Origin of the sequence: Sciscionella marina DSM 45152, from assembly GCF_000379465.1 — a bacterium.
In the GTDB taxonomy this organism is placed as follows: Bacteria; Actinomycetota; Actinomycetes; order Mycobacteriales; family Pseudonocardiaceae; genus Sciscionella; species Sciscionella marina.
The window spans coordinates 49,917-69,007 of record NZ_KB905401.1 but is presented as its reverse complement, the minus strand read 5'-3'; the positions used below and the strand labels follow the sequence as shown (position 1 = coordinate 69,007).

The following is a 19,091-nucleotide window of genomic DNA, read 5'->3' as shown; positions in this document are numbered from 1 at the left end:
TTGGACTTCCCCTCAAATCGTGGAGGGTTTCTAGGTCGCTGCCGGTTGGTCAGCGGTGTTTTTCTCGTACTCGGTTGGGGCCAGCAATCCGGTGCTGCTGTGCCGGCGCTGGTTGTTGTAGAAGTCGCGGCACCACCTCGTCACGGTCGCTCGGGCGTGGCGTTTGGTCGCGAAGCGGTTTCGGGACAGGACCTCATGTTCGAGGGTGGCGAAGAACGATTCGGCCGCGGCGTTATCGAAGCAGGATCCGACCCTTCCCATCGACTGTCGGATGCCGAGCTTTTCCTGGCACAGCTTGGCGAACAGGCCAGCCGTGTAGGTCGAGCCGCGATCGCTATGGAAGATCACGCCCTCGATTTGTTCGCGGCCGCCACGGACAGTGGCGGCGATCTTGATCGCATCCGCGGCCAGGGCCGCGTCCGGGTGTTCCGAGACCGGGCAGGCCAGCAGTCGCCGCGAGTACAGGTCGATGACCGTGGCCATATACAGCGGCCCTTCACTGGTGGGGATCTGGGTCATGTCACCGCACCATTTCTGGTTCGGCCCCGATGCGGTGAAGTCCCGGCGCACCAAATCCGCAACCTTCGGCATGGACTTGTCCTGACGAGTTAAACCCTTGTACCGCTTGACTTTCCGCGCGATCAGCTCCTGTCGACGCATCGAGTCAGCGACCGTGTTCACGCTGACCCGCCACCCAGCCTCAAGCAAATCGGCATAAATACGCGGGGAGCCATATGTGCCACCGGAGAACTCGAACCGCTGGCGCACGACGGCATCCAGCGCTTCTCGGCGTTGTTGCCGGGCCGTGGGCGCACGGCTGATCCATTTGTAGAACCACGACAAACTGACGCCGAACAGGACACAGGTGATCGTGTGTGGCACCCGGTGATCGGTCCTCTGGTCGGCGATGAAACGGGCCACGCTCATTTCGTCGCCTCCTCTACCCACCCGAGCACTGATCGCTTGAGACCTCCGATGCCGCGAGCGTGTCAAGCAGCGATGGGCGCAACGCGTTCGGGGCGGGGTGGGAATGCCTTGATCGGGTCGTAAAGCTGTCCGGTTTGCAGGCAGTGGTGCAGTTGGCCGAGCATGCGGTTGAACAGGTGGCGCAGCGCGGCAGGATGCCCGTCGCCGTGTTCGCGGCGGCGCAGATAGTGTTCGCGTGCCGGTGATGGTCGCGCGGCCGCGGTGAATGCCCAGGAGAATCCGATCGCGGCGATGCGGTTGTTCTTGGTCCGGCGTCGCGTCACGGACCGGGACTTGCCGGAAGCTCGGGTCACCGGTGCTGATCCGGCGAAAGCCTGTAATGCTCGTTGGTCGGTGAAGCGGTTCCGGTCGTCACCGATCTCGGCGAGCACGATCGCCCCGGAGACATCGGCCAGGCCGGGGAAACTGGTGATGATCGCGTAGTCCGGATGTTGGGTGAACGCGTCGACGAGCGCGGCGGTGAGTTGATCAACCGCCTCGCATATTGCGTTGAGCACGCTGAGCAGGCTCGCTGTTTCGGTGGCCATGGCCTGTTCCACGATCGGTTCTTGGCGCAGCTGCGGGATGCGCAGCGCGGTCACGACCTTGGTGGCCAGGCTGGCGATGCGACGCTGACGGCCGCCGCGGCGTAACGCGGTCTCGATCCGCGCTTTCGACACGGTCAACCCTTCGGCGGGACTTGGAGCGAGTGCCAGCACCATTCGCGCATCGGCACTGGCCAGCTGGGTCGTGGACAATCCGCGCCCCGAGCCGGCACCCGCGGCGAACGCGGCCAGGAAACCTGGATAGTACTCACGCAGCCGGGCCCGCAGCTCCTGCACCAGTTTGGTGCGGCGCCACACCGCGTCCTGATACGCGCGAGCCAACGTCGTGATCGAACGGGCCAACCCACTGTCATCCGGCAGCATCCGATGCACATGCGCATCGGTGCGCAGAATGTTGGCCAGCGCGCCATCGCATCGACATGATCACTTTTCTTACCCGAGACCGAGCTCCGCTCCCGATACCGGGCAACCGCCAGCGGATTGATCGCATACACCGCCGCCCAGCTGCGCGCAACGCTGCCACTAACAGTCCTCGTGGGGTCTCAATCGCCACAGGAATCGGCGTCTCACCGCAGTCGCCGGCCTCGGCCAGCATCGCGGTGAACTCGGCGAAACCCTCGGGTGTTTTTGGGATCCGCCGCTTCGCGATCAGGCTGCCTTCCTCATCCACCAGCGCAATATCGTGATGACCTTCCGCCCAATCAACCCCGCAGAATATCGACACCGAATCTCCTTACACAGCAGGAAAAAGTAACCGTCCGGCACGAGAACCGGTGGAAACGCGCGGCGACCTAATAGCAAGGCTCTGCTGGCCTGACCTCCGATAGAGCCGTTCACGATCCCAGCACCCCACAGGGACGCCACTGTTTCCCAGCGGAGGGCTCACCGGCCCAGCACATCCCTCGACGTCACCCTGCAAGCGGCTCGAACCATGACCGAACCCTCGATCACCACAGAGCCGGGGACGGGCCGGACACGCCGATACGCGCCGGTCTCAAGCAAAACCTCAACGGGCTATCAGGTCACCAGGCATCCACCACGCGCTCCAGCCCGCCCACCGACCAAACCTATTAGCAGATCACGCTCCGCCCGCACCGCCGCCACCTCAGCCCGCAACCGCTTCACCTCAGCAGCCGGATCAATCGAGGCACCATCGATGCTGCCGTGCTCGCGTTGCTTCGCGACCCAGTTACCCAAGGTGCCGGGATTAATCCCCAGCTCACGGGCCACCTCCGCCACCGGCCTGCCAATATCCAGAACCAGCCGAACCACGCCGTCACGGAACTCCGCATCGAACTTCCGTCGTGATCCCGACATGACTACTCCTTATAGTGCATGCCTCCACAATTCAAGGGGACGTTCAGTTCGTGTCGCAGGCCGGGTATGGAGAACGAAACCGAACTGCATGACAAATTCAACCGATGCGCCGACTCTGGCCCATATTCGGTGGTGACGGTGCGTGTCGGTTCCGGTAGGAAGTGGCAGGTGGTACCAGTGTGAGGCCAGTGCGATGTTGATCAACTTCTGTGCTTAATGTTTTCAGGGCTGTCTTGCCTGGTCATTGAGGGTGTCGATGACAATGCGGGCGTGATTGTGGTGCGGGCCTCGACACCGTCCTGGCCGATGGTTCGTCCGGGCTGCGGAGCCCAGACGGGGCGGGTACATGGCTATGTCGTGCGGCAGGTCGCCGACGTGCCAGTGGATGGGCGGCGGGTCGTGATGCGCGGGCGAGCACGACGGTCGCGGTGCATCGCACTCAACTGTCCACTGCAGACGTTCCGCGAGCAGATGTCAGGCGTATTGGAGCGCTATCAGCGCCGCACCGCTCGGCTGAGAGCGCAGGTGGGCGATGTCGTCCGTGAACTGGCCGGGCATGCCGGTGCCCGCGTGCTGTCCGGTCTCGGCGTGGTGGTCTCGCGGCAGACCGCGCTGCGGGCGCTGGTGAGCCGTCCGCTCCCGGCCCGGCCGGTGCCGCGGGTCACCGGGGTGGACGATTTCGCGCTGCGTGGCGCACGAGGTCGAATGGCATGGCGAGCACGGTTGAGGGTACGCGCTCGGGGGCGATCTCACCGCGGGCGGAGGCGTGCTGGTGGACGGTTCGTCGGTGCGGAGGTAGCTGGTCGCCCATGACTTGCTCGCGAATCTGCGCGGGAGACAATCCGGTGTCGACGAGTAGTCCCGAGAATGCGGCGTCCATTCCGATTGTGAAGAAGCCGGCGCGGGATTCACTCAGGGCGACGAGCTGCGCGAGCAAATCGTCGCGGAGGTTGCCGGTGTCGGGGACCTCGACCAGGTGACCGGTCCGACAGTGATCGAGGGCGGCGAGCACGAGATGGTCCTTGTTCGCCCAGCGACGGTACAGCATCGGTTCGCTGGTGCGGGCGCGTGCGGCGACCGAGCCCATGGCCAGCCGTGCGTAGCCAGCCTCGACCCGTTCGTCCCACCCCGCGCCGAGAATCGCGGACTCAAGCTGCGCGCCGTACCGGCGACGCTGCGCGGGCTTAGATGCTTCGATGGTCGCCCACCGAACATAGAAAGGTTCCCTTTCTATACAACCGTATGTAGTCTGCCGAGCCATAGAGCCCCCCTTGCTTGGATGGGAGATGCGATGAGCGAGCTGGCGACGACTGCGCGGGACGATGCTGAGGGCACCGTCGTGTTGGTTGTGGGCGCGGGACCGACGGGTTTGACGCTTGCCTGTGAGCTTGCTCGCGACGGTGTTCCGTTCCGTCTGATCGAGGCGGAGCATGGTGCGCGGACGGGCTCGCGCGGCAAGGGCGTCCAGCCCCGCACTCTCGAAGTGTTCGAGGATCTCGGAGTAGCCGAGCGCGTGATCGCGAACGGATGGATGGCGATACCGATGCACTCCATCGCACCCGATGGTCGGATGACGCGTGGCGGAGCGATCCCCGAGTCGCTGGCGAACCGCTCCGACATCCCGTACGCGGCAAGTTTGATTACCCCGGAATGGCGAGTCGAGGAGGCGCTTCGACTGCGGCTGGTCGAGCTGGGGGGCACGGTCGAGTTCGGCACGACACTGGTCGCCTTCGACCAGTCGGATGGCGGTGTCACAGCGGAGGTCGTGGTGGATGGCGTGACCGAGATCGTCAGGGCGCGGTGGCTCGTTGGTTGCGATGGCGGCCACAGTGTCGTGCGCAAGCAAACCGGCGTGGCGTTTGTTGGCGAGACCCGCGAGGACGTGCGGATGACCCTCGCCGATCTTCCGGTCTCAGGCCTCGATCGCAGCGCCTGGCTGACGTGGCAGCATCCGGAAGGCATGCTCAGCCTCTGCCCGTTGCCCTCGACCGACCTGTTCCAATACGGGGCCTCCCTGGCGCCCGGAGAGGAAGGCCGGCTCGATCTCGCGAGCATGCAGGAGACTCTGGAGCGGCGCACCGGCCGCACTGACATCCGGCTCCATGAACCGGAGTGGTCCTCGGTCTGGCGCGCCAATGTCCGCCTTGCCGACCACTACTGTCACGCGAACGTGTTCCTCGCCGGCGACGCGGCGCATATCCACTCGCCCGCCGGCGGGCAGGGAATGAACACCGGGATCCAGGATGCGCACAACCTCGCGTGGAAGTTCGCGGCGGTCGTGAACGGCGGCGCCCAACTCGAACTACTCAACACCTATGAGGCCGAGCGTCGGCCGATCGCGGCCCATGTGCTGGAGCTTTCGAACACACGCCTCAAACAGACACTAGAGACGCATGCTGTACCCACTCGACGCGACGCGAGCACGATCCAGCTCGACGTGGGATACCGCGGCTCCGCCCTCACACGCGACGACCGCGACGACGCAGCAGCACTCCGTGCCGGCGACCGCGCCCCCGACGCGACCGGACTGTCCACAATCGACGGGCAACGGCGACTGTTCGACCTGATCGGAGGCGGACGATTCACGCTCCTTGCCTTCGGGTCCGCGACCACGGCCGAGGCCCACGGCACTGCCTTGAGGGTCCTGCACGTCGTCGATGAGCTGACCGGTTCTGGCGATATCGCCGACACCCAAGGCCACCTCGCAGCCGCATATGGCGCGTCCGATCGCACACTCGTCCTGATCCGCCCCGACGGCTATGTCGGACTGATCTCCGACGCCGGCGATCCCCAGACGGTGATGGACTACCTCACGATCGACCTCGTCGCCAGGCCGACCTCTGCCTGAACAGCGCGTCGAGTACGTCCCGATCGCGTCGTTCTGGCCGCTCAATCCACATCTACCTCACAGCCAGCGAGGGGCCATGTCGGGGCGAGTTCGGCCATGGCGTCGATGATCGTGAACGGGTGGAGCGGTTCCGAAGCGGGCGCGCTTGGCGGGGCGGTTGGCGTAGGCGATCGAGGCGGTTCCGCCGCTGTTAGCTGCTTCGATGTCGGTTGTCGAGTCGCCGACGTTCGTCACGTTGACGATGCCCAGCTATGGTCGCGTGTACGGCGAGGGGACACCAGTCTACCCGTCCACCTACGACTACCGTTCCGCCGCCCGCGACGCGATCCACTTCGGCGAACTCGTCGACCGTTTCTGACAGAACCTGCGCCGCGCGTGCGGGTGGAACGTGCAGTACTTCGCTGCTGTGGAGCCACAACAGCGGCTCGCGATGCATCTGCACGCCGCGGTCCGGGGCACCATTCCGCGCAAGCCAAACATTCGGCAACTGTTGATCAAGCCGTCTAAGAGGGGACTGTCCGGCAAACGGTGTAACTGGCCTGACACGCCAATGTAGGTTGGCGGGGAAGGTCTGTGATGACCGAGATACTGGCGGCTGTGTCGCCTGCTGATGATGATGCCTCGGATGCTGTGTCTGTCGCTGCGCAGGATCCACCGCGTGAGGTGGTGTCCGAGCGTGTCGCGATCGGGCAGTTGGTGCGGGCTGCCCGTGCGCGGGGTGAGGATCTGACCGGCCCGGACGGGTTGCTGAAGTTGTTGACCAAGACGGTGTTGGAGACCGCGCTGGATGAGGAGATGAGCGAGCACCTGGGCTATGACAAGCACGCGCCCGAGGGCCGCGATCGCGGTAACTCTCGTAACGGAGCCCGGGCGAAGACGGTGCTGACCGACAACGTCGGTCCGGTCACGATCGAGGTGCCGCGCGACCGGGACGGCACGTTCGAGCCGGTGATCGTGCGTAAGCGGCAACGCCGCCTGGGTGATGTCGACACGGTGGTGTTGTCTCTGTATGCCAAGGGATTGACGACCGGAGAGATCAGCGCGCACTTCGCTGAGGTCTATGGCGCGTCGTTGTCCAAAGACCGGATCAGCATGATCACCGACCGCGTCGTGGGTGAGATGACCGACTGGTGTGCCCGGCCGTTGCTGCCGGTTTATGCGGCGGTGTTCATCGACGCGATCTATGTGAAGGTTCGAGACGGGCAGGTCGGCAACCGGCCGTTCTATGCCGCGATCGGGGTCGACCTGCAGGGGCGTCGGGACGTGCTCGGGTTGTGGGCCGGCACCGCCGGGCATGGTGAGTCAGCGAAATTTTGGATGAGCGTGCTGGAGCTGAGAAGAACCGGGGCGTGGCGGATGTCTGCATCGTGGTCTGCGACGGTCTCAAGGGATTGCCCGAGGCGATCACCACCGTCTGGCCCCAAGCGCTGGTGCAGGCCTGTGTGTTGCATCTGATCCGCAACACCTTCCGGTATGCCTCGCGCAAGTACTGGGACCAGCTGGCCAAAGACCTCAAGCCGGTCTATACCGCAGTCAACGAGTCCGCCGCCCTGGAGGCTTTCGCGGAGTTGCGCGGAAAGTGGGAGCGCTCCTACCCGGCGATCATCAAGCTCTGGGAGAACGCATGGTCGGAGTTCGTGCCCTTCCTCGATTACGGAGCCTGTTGCAGATTCGTTTGTGGTGTGCGGGTCTGTAGGTCGCTCGTTGTCGGGTCGATCGGGTGCGAGTGTTGGTGGGCTGGTGGTTCAGGTCGCTTGGGCTGCTCGGTGGATCTTGAGGAGGTTGAACGCGGTCGCTGCCAGGTGGAGTTCGCCGGTCGCGTTGGCCAAACCGCGGCGTAAGAACCGATCGAGGATCTTTTTGAGATTGCCGATGCCGGGCTCGACGGTGGCGCCACGGCGTTTGTATAAGGTTCGGCCCTCGGGGGTGCGCAGCCGGTGTCGGTTGGCCTCACGTGGGCTCGCGTCGGCAGGTGGTGGCCCGTGTACGGGTTCTGCAGCCGCGGTGCGGGTTTGATCTCTGCCTTTGCCCAGTGCGATGAGCCGGTCGGGTCCTGCGACGGTCAGGTTCGCATCGCTGTCGTATCCGGCGTCGGCGAGTACCGTGCCGATCACATGGCAGGCGTTGCCGGTGCGGGTGTGCAACCGTGCTGCGACCTGCTGCGCGGTGCGCATCATCGGCGGGAAGCAGTGCTGGTCATTCGTGGACTGTCCGAGGTGGACAGCGACGATCAGTTGATCGCCAGTGACCGCGACGTGGGCGTTGTAGCCCTGCAGGTATCCCTTGCGGGTCGGCATGATCCGCGACGTGGGGTCGGTCGTGTTCGCCACCATGTTCGGTAACCGCTTCGCCGACGACACGCGACGTCCGTCCTCGGAGGCCGAGTCTTCTGCGGCGGCTTCGGCGTTGCCGACCACGCGCCTGGCCCGCTGCACTCGGGTACTGTCGTCCATCGGCACCGGTGGGCGCCCCATCGGTTTCTTGCCTGCAGCAATCAACGCGGCGTACCGGTCGAGTTTGGCCTGATGCGCCGCGATCTCCCGTGCCAGGTGGGCGCGTGCTTCGGCGAGTCGATGCGGACCGTTCGGGATCCGCCCAACCACTGGCTGCCCGTTCTCGGACCGGCGCCGTCGCGCCAACGCCGCCTCCTCATGTTCCTCGTCGGCACGTGCGCGCCTGTGCTGCTGGGCCGCCACTTCTTCCGCCGCGGCCCGGATCCGCTCGGCCCGCCGGGTGCGATCACCCACCTTGACCCCGACACGATCCGATCGGTCGTCCTTGCCTGTCTGCGCGGCTGCGGCGTCCTCGACCGCGTCCCTGCCCTCCGCCTCGGCCACGATGCCCACGGCGCGACGGGCCAACCACTCCTGACCCCGGTTCGCGTCGACCGAGGCGTTCGCGGCGATCTTGGTGCCATCGATCGCGACCGTGCCGAACCGCCCCAACCCCGCCTGCGCGGCGATCATCAACACCTGCGCGAACAGATCGGTAAACGCTTCGCCCGCCTCAGCACGGAATCGAGCGATCGTGGTGTGATCCGGCGAATCCTGCGCGCACAACACCCGAAACGCCACGTCCGTGCCACACAACCGCTCGATCTGCCGCGACGAGCGGACCCCTTGACAGTAGGCATAAATCAGCAACGCCAAGAGCATGTCCGGGTCATACGCCGCTCGCCCCGCCCCCAGGTGAGGATGCCAAGCATGCAGCGCCGAGCGATCCAGCTGATCGACGATCTCCAACACGAACCACACCAAATGGTCCTCAGACAGCCACTCCCGCATATCCGGCGGCAGCAAAAACACCTGATCCCGCACCACCGGACGATACCCACGAGCCATGCAACCATCATCGTCTCCGACAAGCACACAACGGCCCAGCGACCCGCCAATTTTGCAACAGGCTCTACGACGTCGAGATCCGACGAGTTCTGTGCAGCACCAACGGGATCGAGTCGTTGAACGCCCGATACCGCCGCGCCGTCACGGCCAAGGGACATTTCCCAACCGAGCAAGCCGCACTCAAAACGCTGTATCTGGTGACGAGGTCCCTGGACCCCAAAGGCACGGGTCAGGCACGCTGGACCATGCGGTGGAAACCCGCCATCAACGCGTTCGCCGTCACATTCGCCGACCGCATGCCCGCGGCGGAAAACCTCTGAAATGAACACCGCCAGTTACACCGTTAACCGGACACTCCCTGGCAGCAGGCTAGCGGTGTGCGGTCAGTGGAAGGGATTGTAGGCCGCGCACGATCGGGTTGCCGCGGCGGAGGACCTCACCGGACAGTTCGAACCGTTCGACGCGGGCAAGCAGGGTTTCGATCAATGTTTTGGCTTCGAGGCGGGCCAGGGCCTGGCCGGCGCAGCCGTGGACGCCGTGGCCGAACGAGAGGTGGTCGAGTGGGTTGCGGCGGATGTCGAAGGTGCCCGGTTCGGGGTAGTGGCGTGGGTCGCGGTTGGCGGCGGCCCAGTGCAGCATGACTCTGCTGCCAGCCGGGACGCGGATGCCGTCGATCTCGGTGTCAGCAGTCGTCAGGCGCCAGAAACCTTGTACGGGGGATTCAAGGCGGAGGATTTCTTCGAAGGCGGGACCGGCGAGTGCGGGGTCGGTTTTCAGTGTTTCCCAGACGACTGGTTGCTCGGCGAAGAGTTGCAACAGCGCGCCGATCGCATTCACCGTGGTGTCCATGCCGGCGGTCATGTAGGCGCCGAGGGTCGAGTGGGCGGCGCGTTCGGTGAGCTGTCCGTCGTCGACAGCCGCCATGACGACCTCGCCCCAGGAACCCGGGGCGAGGCGGCTTCGGTCGGCCATCGCGGCCATCCAGCCGTGATATGACTGGAGGATCTGGAGGTGTTGCTGTACATAAGGCCCCCACGGGCCGAACGCCGCGAAGCTGGCGTCGGCGCCGGGATGTAGCAGCTCCCGGCCTTCCTGGGGCAGCCCGACCAGGTCGGCGACGACGTTGACGGGGTAAACCGCCGCGAGATCGGTGACGCCGTCGAAATGGCCGCGCGCCACGAGTTCGTCAACCAGCCGGGTGGCGTATTCGCGAACCTGTGCGCGAATCGCGGCCAATCCGCGCGGCGCGAGTTTTTCCGAGAGCACCGCGCGTAGCTGGTCGTGCTCGGGTGGGTCGGTGGCGAGCACCGATCCGGCCAGCTGCTCGTTGAACTGTGGTGTTAGTGCGACTCCCTGCGCCGAGGAAAAGGTCTTCCAGTCTGCGGCTGCGCGCCGCACGTCGTCATAGCGGGTGAGCAGCCAGAAGTCGTGCTGGGCCAGGTGCACCGCCGGGCCGAGTTCGCGTAGCCGGTCGAGCACGGCGAACGGATCAGCTACGTTTTCCGGGGCGAACAGATCTACTTCGGATTCGAGCGTCGTCATCGATGGGGTCCTTCGCTGTTCAATGATGCGTGCAGCCGGCGGAGTCGCCCGACTGGGGCTTTGTGATTCAGGGCGCCGACCACGGCTTGTCCGGCCGACCAGGTCAGGATTTCGGCGTTGTGATCGTCCGGGGGGCCGATGGGCGCCGTGTGTGCGCAGAGGGTGGTTTTCCGGCCGAACTGCTCTGTCCAGTAATAGGGCAGCGGCTCGTACGGCGCTGCCGCATCCCCAGCTACCAGCGCGGCCGCCGCGACCTGGGCTTGTTCAATGGCGTGCGTCCAATGCGGAAGCCTGCGGAGCGCTCCGCCGACCGGGCTGAGCGTGACATCTCCGGCCGCGGTGATCCGGTCGGTCACTCGTCCACGGTTGTCCACCTCAAGTCCGTTGTCCGAGGCCGGTAGCCCGCTGCCGGCCAGCCACTCGGTCGCCGGGACGTCGCCGATCGCGGAGATCAACACGTCGGCGCGAATACGGCATCCGTCCGCGATCACCGCGCGGATTCGCTCGCGCGAAACGTCGATGCGCAACCTCCGCACTGGGGCCAGGATGCGCGCACCGGCGTCGGCCGCGGCCTGAGTGAGCCGGGCTGAGATCCAGTCGCCGAACACCCGGCGCAGCGGCGGCTGCTTATCGACCAGTGTCGGGCGAATGCCCAGGGCCAGGCAGCTGGAAGCGATCTCCATGCCCAGCACCCCGGCGCCCACGATGACCACGCGGGTATCCGGGGTCAGCTGCGCGTGCAGACGCAGGCTGTCCTCGATGGTGCGCAGCCCGTGTTCACCCGCTACGCCGAGCCGGCGGGGCCGCGCGCCGGTGGCGATCACCAGGCCGTCGTAGTGAGCTTCCGTACCGTCGGCTAGGACAACTACCTGTCGGTCCTGGTCGAGGCGGATGGCGGCGGTACCGGTGCGCAGCACCGCCTGGTCTTCGAGCGCGGGGAGCCGGGTCGACTCGGCCACTGCGGTGCCGGCGAGTACCTGCTTGGAGAGAGGAACGCGGGAATACGGTGCCTCGGCCTCGTCTCCGACGAGGGTGATGGCGCCGTCGAAGCCCTTGGCCCGCAACGAGCGCACCGCGGTCGCTCCTGCCGCCGACCCGCCCACCACGACAATCTCCACCTGGCGTCCTTGCCCCTGCGCCGGTCAGTTGCTATGCAACGCGGCGACTGGGCAGAGATGGATCGCCGTCGTGGCGGCTGGTTCGTCCGCGGACGGCACCTCGCTCACCAACACATGTAGTTCGCCGTTCTCGTCCAGTTCGAACACCGACGGCGCGGCCTGCTCACAGAAGCCGAAACCCTCACACCGATCCCGGTCGACCTCGATGACCATCGATGCCTCCTCGTCCTGAAAATCAGGTTATTAATCTCTTTAAGTAGGACTACGTTAAGTCATGGCCGTGGTGACGTCAACCGAAGCTCCTGCTATTCTGACTCGTATAGTAGGAGTAACATCCTGTAAAACAGGACATAGTGAGGGACGTGAACGAGAGAGAACTGCCCAACGCGAACAACCATCCAGGCGCGGGGAGCTGAAGCAATGGATCTGGGAATCGCCGGACGTGCCGCGCTGGTCACCGGTTCGACGCAGGGCCTGGGGCTTGCCTGTGCGCGGGCGCTGCTCGCCGAGGGCGTAGCCGTCACACTGAATGGCCGGGACGCCGACTGCCTGGACCAGGTTCGTGCCGAACTGGCGGAACAAAGTGGTGGCGAGGTCAGCTGCGTGGCCGCGGATCTGGGCACCAAGGAGGGCCTGGACGCTGTTTTCGCCGCGTGCCCGACGCTGGACATCCTGGTCACCAACAACCGGGGCCCGAAGCCGGCGCCGATCAGCACGCTGGCCGATGTCGACCTCGACGAGGCGCTGCGCCTGCATTTGTGGGCACCGTTCAAGCTGGTGCAACACTATCTGCCGGGAATGTACGAGCGCCGGTTCGGGCGCATCGTGAACATCACCTCGGCGATGGTTCGCACACCGGGTGCGCTGATGATCGCCTCGACCGCGGCCCGGTCGGGACTGACCGGCGCGATGCACGGAACCGCGACGGCAGTCGCGCGGGACAACGTCACCATCAACCAGGTCCTGCCGATGCTAATCGACAGCCCCCGCCAGCACAACCTGGCGCGCCAGCGCGCGGAGAACGAGGGACTGAGCTACGACGAGGTTCGGGCCGAGCAAGGCCGGATGGCCGCGGCACGCCGGATGGGACGTCCAGAAGAGGTCGCCGCGGCGTGCGCGTTCTTGTGCAGCGAGTTGGCCGGGTTCACCACCGGCATGGAATTCCGGGTGGACGGCGGCGGTGTTCTCGCCGTCGACAACGAATGGGAGATGGGAAGCCGATGAGTCATGTAGAGCTGCGCACCTATGAGGTCGCCGAGGGCGGGATGGACGCGTTCATCGAATGGTTCCACGGGCTGGTCCCCATCCGGGAACGCTATGGCTACCGGATCCTGTTCGCCTTCGCCGACCGCGAGGCCAACCGGTTCACCTGGGCGGTCGAGCACGAGCAACCACTCGACGTGGCCCAGAAAGCCTACGATCCAGCACCCGAACGGGCCCAGCATTTCAAGACCAATCCGGGCGTGGTGACCGGATCCACCGCAGTGGAGGTGGACGTGGTGATCCCGACCAGGGGAACAGGGGCGCGCCCATGACTCGCGCGTTCGTGTCGACCGATGTGCTGGTGGTCGGCGCCGGACCTACCGGACTGGTGACCGCAGCGTTGTTGGAACGCCTAGGTGTGAGTACCCGCATCCTGGACCCGTACACGTCCCGGCTCGCAGTACCCAAAGCCCACGTACTGGGTCCGGTCAGCCTGGACGTCTGTGCACAGGCCGGTTTCGACGTGGACGCGATCCGGGCGGCGGCCCGGCCGATGGGCACGGACCGCTGGGTGAGCTTCCGTACCACCCTTTTCGGCAAGGAACTCAGCAGGTTGCCCTTCGAATACCAATCCACCGAGTGGACGGCGCGGCCGCGGGTGAATATTGCCCAGCCGCAGTTCGAGGCGATTCTCGAGAACGAGGTGCGGGCGCGGGCTTCGGTGGACTATGTGACGGGGCGATGGATCTCGATGCAGCAGGACGGCGAGCGGGTCGTATCGACGGCGACCGTGGATGGCGAAGAGGTGCAGTTGGTCAGCCGCTACCTGTTGGCGGCCGACGGTGCGCGCAGCGCGGTGCGCGCCGCGCTTGGGATAGCGAACAGTCCCTTCGGGCCGTCCAGCCAGTCGCTCAGTGTCCACCTGCACGCCGATCTGCGGGACTGGCTGGACGATCCGACGATCGTGCTCACGATGAACACCGATCCCTCCGCTCCGGGTGGATTCATCCTGTACGACCCGGGCCGTGAAGCGACCTTCGCGACCTTCGATGTCGGCGAGCGCGAGTTCACCGACGAACAGGCCACCGAACTGGTCCGCACCGCCTTCGGGCGCGACGATGTGCCCTTCGCGGTACGCGGCACGGCGAAATGGGAGATGGCGGCCGAGGTGGCGGACAGCTTCCGCGCCGGCGGCGTATTCCTGCTCGGCGACGCCGCACACCGGCTTCCGCCCACCGGCGGGCTGGGCATGAACAGCGGCATCCAGGACGGGGCGAACCTGGCCTGGAAGATCGCCGCCGTGCTGGCCGGCTGGGCCGGCGATGCTCTGCTCGACACCTACGAGGCCGAACGCAGGCGCATCGCCATCACCTACACCAGCCAGAGCAGCGCGAACAACGCCGCTCATCAGCGGATGCGGGAGGCGGTCGGGGGCGCACCGGAGGCAGCGGACATCGAACGGATCACCGAGGAGCAGTGGGTGGGCTTCAACTGTCCAGGACTGCAACTGGGGTATGGATATGCACCCGGCCAGGACGTGACCGACCCCGGCCACTACACACCGTCCGCGCAGATCGGCCGGCGGCTGCCGCACACGATCGTCGGGCGCGACGATGCGGCCCGGCCGATCGTCGACCTGGTGGACCGGTCCGGATTCACCCTGCTCACCCAGGGACGCCTCGATGAGTGGGCCACGCTGGTGACCGCCGCTGCAGTCCCGATCGCCGTGCTCGACCTCGATCGACTGGTCACCGATACCGAGTGGCTGGAATTGACCGGGCTCGCCACCCCTGGTGCCGCCATCGTGGTGCGCCCGGACGCGCACATCATCGCGCGCTGTTCCCGGCCCGAGGCGTGGCCGAACGCCGAACAGGCGCTGGCCGATCACGCCGAACACGGTGCCACCTTCGCGGTGACCGCCTCGTTCCGGGATTACGTCCCTCCGCCCGGACACCCGCGTTACACCGGCCTCGACCAAGACATCCGAACCTATTCCGACCGCACGATCGAACGGCTCGACGAGGCCGGCTTGATCGCGCCATTCCGCCAGGCCGTCGAGGTGCCGTTCACCGGCGTGACCAGCGATGGCGTCCGCCGGCCGGGGTTGTTCCCGGTCGACGACGACGGCGCGCCGACCGCAGAGGCCATGGCGGCGGCGCACGGCCTCGTCACGGCGGCGAGCGGCGAGCAACAAAGCCAGTTGATACATCCACTGGACTCGGCGAATTGGGCCAAATGGTCCAACCCGGAAATCTACCTGTACCGACACGGACTACGACTGGATGAGCTGGCGGAGCCAACCCGCGAGGCCATCATGACCGTGGTGCGCGCCAGCCTCAGCCCGCAAGGTTATGCGAAGGCACGCGACAGCATGCGGATGAACGCCTTCCTCGGGACGGTGATGGGCGCGCCACGGATCCTCAACGAGTACAGCTACAACTTCACCATCTTCGGCACCCCGTCGGAGACCGAGCCGTGGGGCTGGCAACTCACCGGCCACCACCTGGTGCTGAACTGCCTGTTCGCCGGCAAGCAAATGGTGATCTCACCGTTCTTCTTCGGTGCCGAGCCCAACCAGATCGACGGAGGTCCCCGGGCCGGCATGAAGATCCTCACCGCCGAGGAGGACACCGGCCTGGCCGTGGTCAACGGGCTGCGGCCCGAGCTACGCGCGCGGGCCGTGCTGTACGAGGATGCCTACGGGCCGGACGTTCCCACCGGACGAGTCCACCCCGTTGACCATCTGCATCTGGCCGGTATGGGACGAGACAACCGGATCATTCCCTACGAAGGTCTCCCGCTGAAGCTGTGTGACCAGACCGAGCGCGAGCTGGCGCTGCGGATCGTCGACGCCTACACCCGGCACCTTCCGGAGGGCCCGCGGCAGGCCCGGGTCCGCGCGATCCGAGAACACCTTCCAGAGACGTGGTTTTGCTGGATCGGTGGCTCCGGTCCGGCCGATCCATTTTATTACCGGCTGCAGAGCCCGGTCGCGCTGTTCGAATTCGACCACCATCCCGGCGTGTTCCTGACCAACGAGCGCGCAGAGAAGTTCCACATCCACACGCTGGGGCGGACTCCAAACGGCAACGACTACGGCATGGAACTACGTAATCCGGCTTAATTCTGGTTGACCAAACATCGTCGGGTCTCAACGGCAGGACCCGTGTATCGAAAGGATTGTTCCGTGATAGAAATTAGGGAGATCGACCCGTCCGCGTCGTTCATGACGCAACTACAGGAGGTCGACAGCGGGCCGGTCACCGTCATCAACACCTTCATATTCCCCGAAGGTGAGTACGAAGCCTTCCTCGACGTGTGGCAGAAGGATTCGTTCGTGATGATGGCCTCACCCGGTTTCATCTCCGCTCAACTGCACCGGGGCCTCGGTGACAGCCGGACAGTGACCAACGTGGCAACCTGGGAATCGGCCGCGCAACTAGGCGCCGCGCTCGCCAGCGACGAATTCCAGGAACTCCTCGCGCTTTACCCAGAAGGCACCGTCGTCTACCCGGCCCTCGAACGCAAAGTAGCCATACCCGGAGTCTGCGAGGCCTGACCTTGGTTCTTTTTACGGGATCCAAGTCCCGCCCAATAGCTCGATAAGGCTAAATCTGGGCTCATGCATCGTTCGGCTGAGAAAGACGGTGAGGCACATGGTGCGCATCGCGTCAACGGAAACTGTTGATGTGGTGATCTGCGGTGCGGGGCCGGTAGGGCTGACCGCCGCCGTATTGCTGGCCGCTCGTGATGTTCGGGTCGTGGTCCTGGAACAACATCGCGGCACCAGCGACGAACCGAAGGCGATCAGCATCGATGACGAGTCGCTGCGGGTGTTCCAACAGGCCGGTGTCGTCGATCGGGTCCTTCCCGTTGTGGTACCGGGAACGGGCACGCGTTACTACGATCAACGCGGGGCGGTGTTGTTCACCGCGCGCGGACCGCGGCCGTTCCGGCTCGGCTATCCGTTCAAGAATCCGTTCGCTCAACCGGATCTCGAGCGGGTCCTTGCCAGTACGCTGGCGGATGCGCGAAATGTGGAGCTGCGCTTCGGACATCGCGTCACCGGATTCGAACACCATGCGGACCGGGTGACCGTGCGCGCGGTCAACGACCTCGGCGAGATGGCAATCGACGCGGCCTACGTACTCGGCTGTGACGGTGGACGTTCGGCGACCCGGCTGTTGCAGGACATTGAGATGACCGGCCGCAGCTACCCCGATGTGTGGCTGGTCATCGACGCATTGGCCGACCCGCATACCCAACGGTTCGCCATGCATCACGGCGACCCGAAGCGCCCGCATGTGATCGTTCCCGGGCAAGGAGGGCGCTGCCGCTACGAGTTCCGGCTCTTCGAGGGCGAGGGCACCTCGGACCAGGTGCCACCGTTCGAGCTGATCGAGCGGCTGATCTCGCCGTATCGCCCGATCACCCCGGATCAGATCGAACGCGCGCTGAATTACCGCTTCAACGCGGTGGTGGCCGACCAATGGATGCTCGGACGTTCTTTCCTGCTTGGCGACGCGGCGCACATGATGCCGCCTTTCGCCGGACAAGGCCTGAATTCCGGTATCCGTGACGCGGCCAACCTGGTGTGGAAGATCGCCGAAGTACTGGCCGGGCGGCTGGATCCGGCGCTACTGGCCAGCTACGAACTCGAACGCCGCCCGCACGCGCTGGCCACGGTGCGCTTGTCCGAACGGCTGGGCCGGGTCGTCATGACGACCTCACAACGCAGCGCCGACCATCGCGATACCGTCATCGCGCGGGCCTTGGCCACCACGGAAGGCCGCACCTTTTTTGAAGAAATGCGGTATCGCCCCACCCAGCGGTACACCGAGGGCCTGCTCGCGTCGACCGACCGGACCGACCTTGTCGGAATACCGATCGGGCAGCCGCTGGTATTCGACACAGGCACGCACACGATGTGCCGGCTCGACGAGGTACTCGGGGCCGGGTGGTCGCTGCTCGGCGTCGAAGTCGCCGAAACCGACTGGGCGGCGGCCACTCCGCTACTGCGGGCAATAGCCGTGGATCCGGTGCAGATCACCATCGGGGAGTTGCTGCCGCACACCGGGCGCCGCGTGCTGATCGACGTCGACGGTGCGCTGGTGCGCGAATTCACCGAGTACACCGGGCGATTCGTGCTGATCCGGCCGGATCACTTCGTCGCCGCGGCCTGGCTTCCCGGCGACAGCGCCGATATCGCCACCCGAGTCCTGTCCTGGACCGGGTTCTCAGCAGAAGGGGTGCTCAGCAATGGATAAGCCACAACGCGTGATACTGGCCGAACACGGCGGCGCCGGGACGCTGACCCGGACCGCCGTCTCCCACCTCGGCCTGCGCATCCCCGATATCACCGCCGCCGCCGATTTCTACCGGCGGGTGCTGGGCCTTGTCGTGCACGAAGAACTACCGGAGGGCGGGCTGCGCCTCGGCTGGGGCAGCGGCCACCACGTCCTCGAGCTCACCGAGGGCGCCAAAGGCTTGCTGCATTACGGGTTCGAGGTCCGCGACGAGAACGGCCTCGAACAGATCACCGAGCGACTCACTGCGGCCGGGCACTCGGTGAGCGAACTGGAGACACAGTATCTGGATGCCGGAATCGGCGCCGTCCGCGGAATCATGGTCACCGATCCGCACGGCACGCCGGTACACTTCCACAGCGCGGTACTGCGCCAGGGCGAAACCGCCGCGGACACCGGCCGCAGGCCCATCAAGTACCAGCACATCACGCTCGGGACCGACGACGTCGAAGCCATGGTCTCGTTCTTCGTCGAACTGGTGGGCTTCCGCATATCCGATCAGCTCGACGACGGCCGGTTCGCCTGGCTACGCAGCGACCGCGACCACCACTCACTCGCCGTGGTCAATGTCGGCCGAGGCGGCGATATCGACCATTATTCCTACGATCTCGCCGAGTGGGCGGACTTCAAATCCTGGTGCGACCGGCTCACCGAAGAGGACGTCGACGTCACCTGGGGACCGGGCCGGCACGGCCCGGGAAACAACCTGTTCGTGTTCTTCGACGACCCCGCGGGCAATCACGTGGAATTGTCGGCGGAAATGGAGAAATTCCACGACGACCGGGTGACTTATGTGCCGCGGCGGTGGAAGCCCATGCCCAACACAGTGAACTTGTGGGGCGGACAGCTCGCCTCCTGGCGGCACACCAGCGAAGGGAAATAGT

At 65.5% G+C, this 19,091-nt stretch carries 14 protein-coding genes and 5 pseudogenes; 11 read left to right on the top strand and 8 right to left on the bottom strand.

All coding sequences use genetic code 11. From position 1 onward, the window contains the following. Positions 1-30 precede the first annotated feature (30 nt). The 3 genes and pseudogenes from A37U_RS0124290 to A37U_RS45125 all read right to left on the bottom strand — a co-directional run bounded on the left by A37U_RS0124290 (position 31) and on the right by A37U_RS45125 (position 2,849). Entirely contained in the window at positions 31-993 is a 963-nt protein-coding gene (locus A37U_RS0124290; RefSeq protein ID WP_205623010.1) for an IS3 family transposase, read from the bottom strand. Further along, positions 990-2,256, bottom strand: a pseudogene (locus tag A37U_RS45130) (IS110 family RNA-guided transposase). Before A37U_RS45130 ends, A37U_RS0124290 begins: the two are co-directional and overlap by 4 nt. A gap of 293 nt (positions 2,257-2,549) precedes the next feature. Beyond that, on the bottom strand, positions 2,550-2,849 hold the full coding sequence (locus A37U_RS45125; protein WP_020499270.1) for a transposase: 300 nt from the start codon (positions 2,847-2,849) through the stop codon (positions 2,550-2,552). A 216-nt stretch (positions 2,850-3,065) separates the two neighbouring features. Here A37U_RS45125 and A37U_RS55030 point away from each other — a divergent pair. Then, positions 3,066-3,269, top strand: a pseudogene (locus tag A37U_RS55030) (transposase family protein); the annotation flags it as partial. Between the two features lie 241 nt (positions 3,270-3,510). Here the strand turns inward: A37U_RS55030 and A37U_RS45120 are convergent. Continuing rightward, entirely contained in the window at positions 3,511-4,110 is a 600-nt protein-coding gene (locus A37U_RS45120) for a TetR/AcrR family transcriptional regulator (RefSeq protein WP_083933815.1), read from the bottom strand. 30 nt (positions 4,111-4,140) lie between these two features. Here A37U_RS45120 and A37U_RS0124260 point away from each other — a divergent pair, with 30 nt between their 5' ends. From A37U_RS0124260 to A37U_RS45115, 3 genes and pseudogenes are all read left to right on the top strand, one after another. After that, positions 4,141-5,697, top strand: coding sequence for an FAD-dependent oxidoreductase (locus A37U_RS0124260; RefSeq protein ID WP_020499267.1), 1,557 nt, complete (start codon positions 4,141-4,143; stop codon positions 5,695-5,697). A gap of 226 nt (positions 5,698-5,923) precedes the next feature. Then, positions 5,924-6,166 (top strand): annotated as a pseudogene (locus A37U_RS53875) (replication initiator); the annotation flags it as partial. A 107-nt stretch (positions 6,167-6,273) separates the two neighbouring features. Then, positions 6,274-7,400, top strand: a pseudogene (locus A37U_RS45115) (IS256 family transposase); the annotation flags it as partial. A gap of 42 nt (positions 7,401-7,442) precedes the next feature. Here the strand turns inward: A37U_RS45115 and A37U_RS45110 are convergent. Beyond that, entirely contained in the window at positions 7,443-9,014 is a 1,572-nt protein-coding gene (locus A37U_RS45110; RefSeq protein WP_205623009.1) for a transposase, read from the bottom strand. Positions 9,015-9,103: 89 nt separating this feature from the next. Between A37U_RS45110 and A37U_RS0124240 the strand changes: the two are divergent. Then, positions 9,104-9,358, top strand: a pseudogene (locus A37U_RS0124240) (transposase); the annotation flags it as partial. Between the two features lie 49 nt (positions 9,359-9,407). On the opposite strand, the gene A37U_RS0124235 reads toward A37U_RS0124240, so the two are convergent. The 3 genes from A37U_RS0124235 to A37U_RS0124225 are packed head-to-tail and all read right to left on the bottom strand — an operon-like array spanning position 9,408 to position 11,911. Beyond that, entirely contained in the window at positions 9,408-10,580 is a 1,173-nt protein-coding gene (locus tag A37U_RS0124235) for a cytochrome P450 (RefSeq protein WP_020499263.1), read from the bottom strand. Continuing rightward, the gene (locus A37U_RS45105) at positions 10,577-11,698 is read right to left on the bottom strand and encodes an NAD(P)/FAD-dependent oxidoreductase (protein ID WP_020499262.1); all 1,122 of its coding nucleotides are present in this window, start codon (positions 11,696-11,698) and stop codon (positions 10,577-10,579) included. The genes A37U_RS0124235 and A37U_RS45105 overlap by 4 nt, the downstream gene beginning before the upstream one ends. Positions 11,699-11,722: 24 nt before the next feature. Beyond that, the gene (locus A37U_RS0124225; protein ID WP_020499261.1) at positions 11,723-11,911 is read right to left on the bottom strand and encodes a ferredoxin; all 189 of its coding nucleotides are present in this window, start codon (positions 11,909-11,911) and stop codon (positions 11,723-11,725) included. A 207-nt stretch (positions 11,912-12,118) separates the two neighbouring features. Here A37U_RS0124225 and A37U_RS0124220 point away from each other — a divergent pair, with 207 nt between their 5' ends. The 6 genes from A37U_RS0124220 (at position 12,119) to A37U_RS0124190 (ending at position 19,090) form a co-directional block, all read left to right on the top strand. Beyond that, a complete protein-coding gene (locus tag A37U_RS0124220) occupies positions 12,119-12,922 on the top strand; it encodes an SDR family oxidoreductase (RefSeq protein ID WP_020499260.1) in 804 nt (267 codons plus the stop codon). Beyond that, the gene (locus A37U_RS52685) at positions 12,919-13,233 is read left to right on the top strand and encodes a hypothetical protein (RefSeq protein ID WP_020499259.1); all 315 of its coding nucleotides are present in this window, start codon (positions 12,919-12,921) and stop codon (positions 13,231-13,233) included. Before A37U_RS0124220 ends, A37U_RS52685 begins: the two co-directional genes overlap by 4 nt. Further along, positions 13,230-16,025 (top strand): DUF3500 domain-containing protein, encoded by a 2,796-nt coding sequence (locus A37U_RS50995; protein ID WP_020499258.1) that lies wholly within the window; start codon positions 13,230-13,232, stop codon positions 16,023-16,025. Before A37U_RS52685 ends, A37U_RS50995 begins: the two co-directional genes overlap by 4 nt. A 42-nt stretch (positions 16,026-16,067) precedes the next feature. Then, positions 16,068-16,460, top strand: coding sequence for an antibiotic biosynthesis monooxygenase family protein (locus tag A37U_RS0124200; protein ID WP_169526935.1), 393 nt, complete (start codon positions 16,068-16,070; stop codon positions 16,458-16,460). Positions 16,461-16,557: 97 nt separating this feature from the next. Continuing rightward, positions 16,558-18,168, top strand: a complete 1,611-nt coding sequence (locus A37U_RS0124195; protein WP_040588674.1) for a bifunctional 3-(3-hydroxy-phenyl)propionate/3-hydroxycinnamic acid hydroxylase — start codon at positions 16,558-16,560, stop codon at positions 18,166-18,168. After that, positions 18,161-19,090 (top strand): VOC family protein, encoded by a 930-nt coding sequence (locus A37U_RS0124190; RefSeq protein ID WP_040588672.1) that lies wholly within the window; start codon positions 18,161-18,163, stop codon positions 19,088-19,090. The genes A37U_RS0124195 and A37U_RS0124190 overlap by 8 nt, the downstream gene beginning before the upstream one ends. The last annotated feature ends 1 nt before the right edge of the window (position 19,091 follow it).

Bases quoted from the DNA above. Each gene is read 5' to 3' on its own strand.
- A37U_RS45125 (WP_020499270.1), bottom strand. From the start codon at position 2,849: ATGTCGGGATCACGACGGAAGTTCGATGCGGAGTTCCGTGACGGCGTG.
- A37U_RS45120 (WP_083933815.1), bottom strand. From the start codon at position 4,110: ATGGCTCGGCAGACTACATACGGTTGTATAGAAAGGGAACCTTTCTAT.
- A37U_RS0124260 (WP_020499267.1), top strand. From the start codon at position 4,141: ATGAGCGAGCTGGCGACGACTGCGCGGGACGATGCTGAGGGCACCGTC.
- A37U_RS0124235 (WP_020499263.1), bottom strand. From the start codon at position 10,580: ATGACGACGCTCGAATCCGAAGTAGATCTGTTCGCCCCGGAAAACGTA.
- A37U_RS0124225 (WP_020499261.1), bottom strand. From the start codon at position 11,911: ATGGTCATCGAGGTCGACCGGGATCGGTGTGAGGGTTTCGGCTTCTGT.
- A37U_RS0124220 (WP_020499260.1), top strand. From the start codon at position 12,119: ATGGATCTGGGAATCGCCGGACGTGCCGCGCTGGTCACCGGTTCGACG.
- A37U_RS52685 (WP_020499259.1), top strand. From the start codon at position 12,919: ATGAGTCATGTAGAGCTGCGCACCTATGAGGTCGCCGAGGGCGGGATG.
- A37U_RS50995 (WP_020499258.1), top strand. From the start codon at position 13,230: ATGACTCGCGCGTTCGTGTCGACCGATGTGCTGGTGGTCGGCGCCGGA.
- A37U_RS0124195 (WP_040588674.1), top strand. From the start codon at position 16,558: ATGGTGCGCATCGCGTCAACGGAAACTGTTGATGTGGTGATCTGCGGT.
- A37U_RS0124190 (WP_040588672.1), top strand. From the start codon at position 18,161: ATGGATAAGCCACAACGCGTGATACTGGCCGAACACGGCGGCGCCGGG.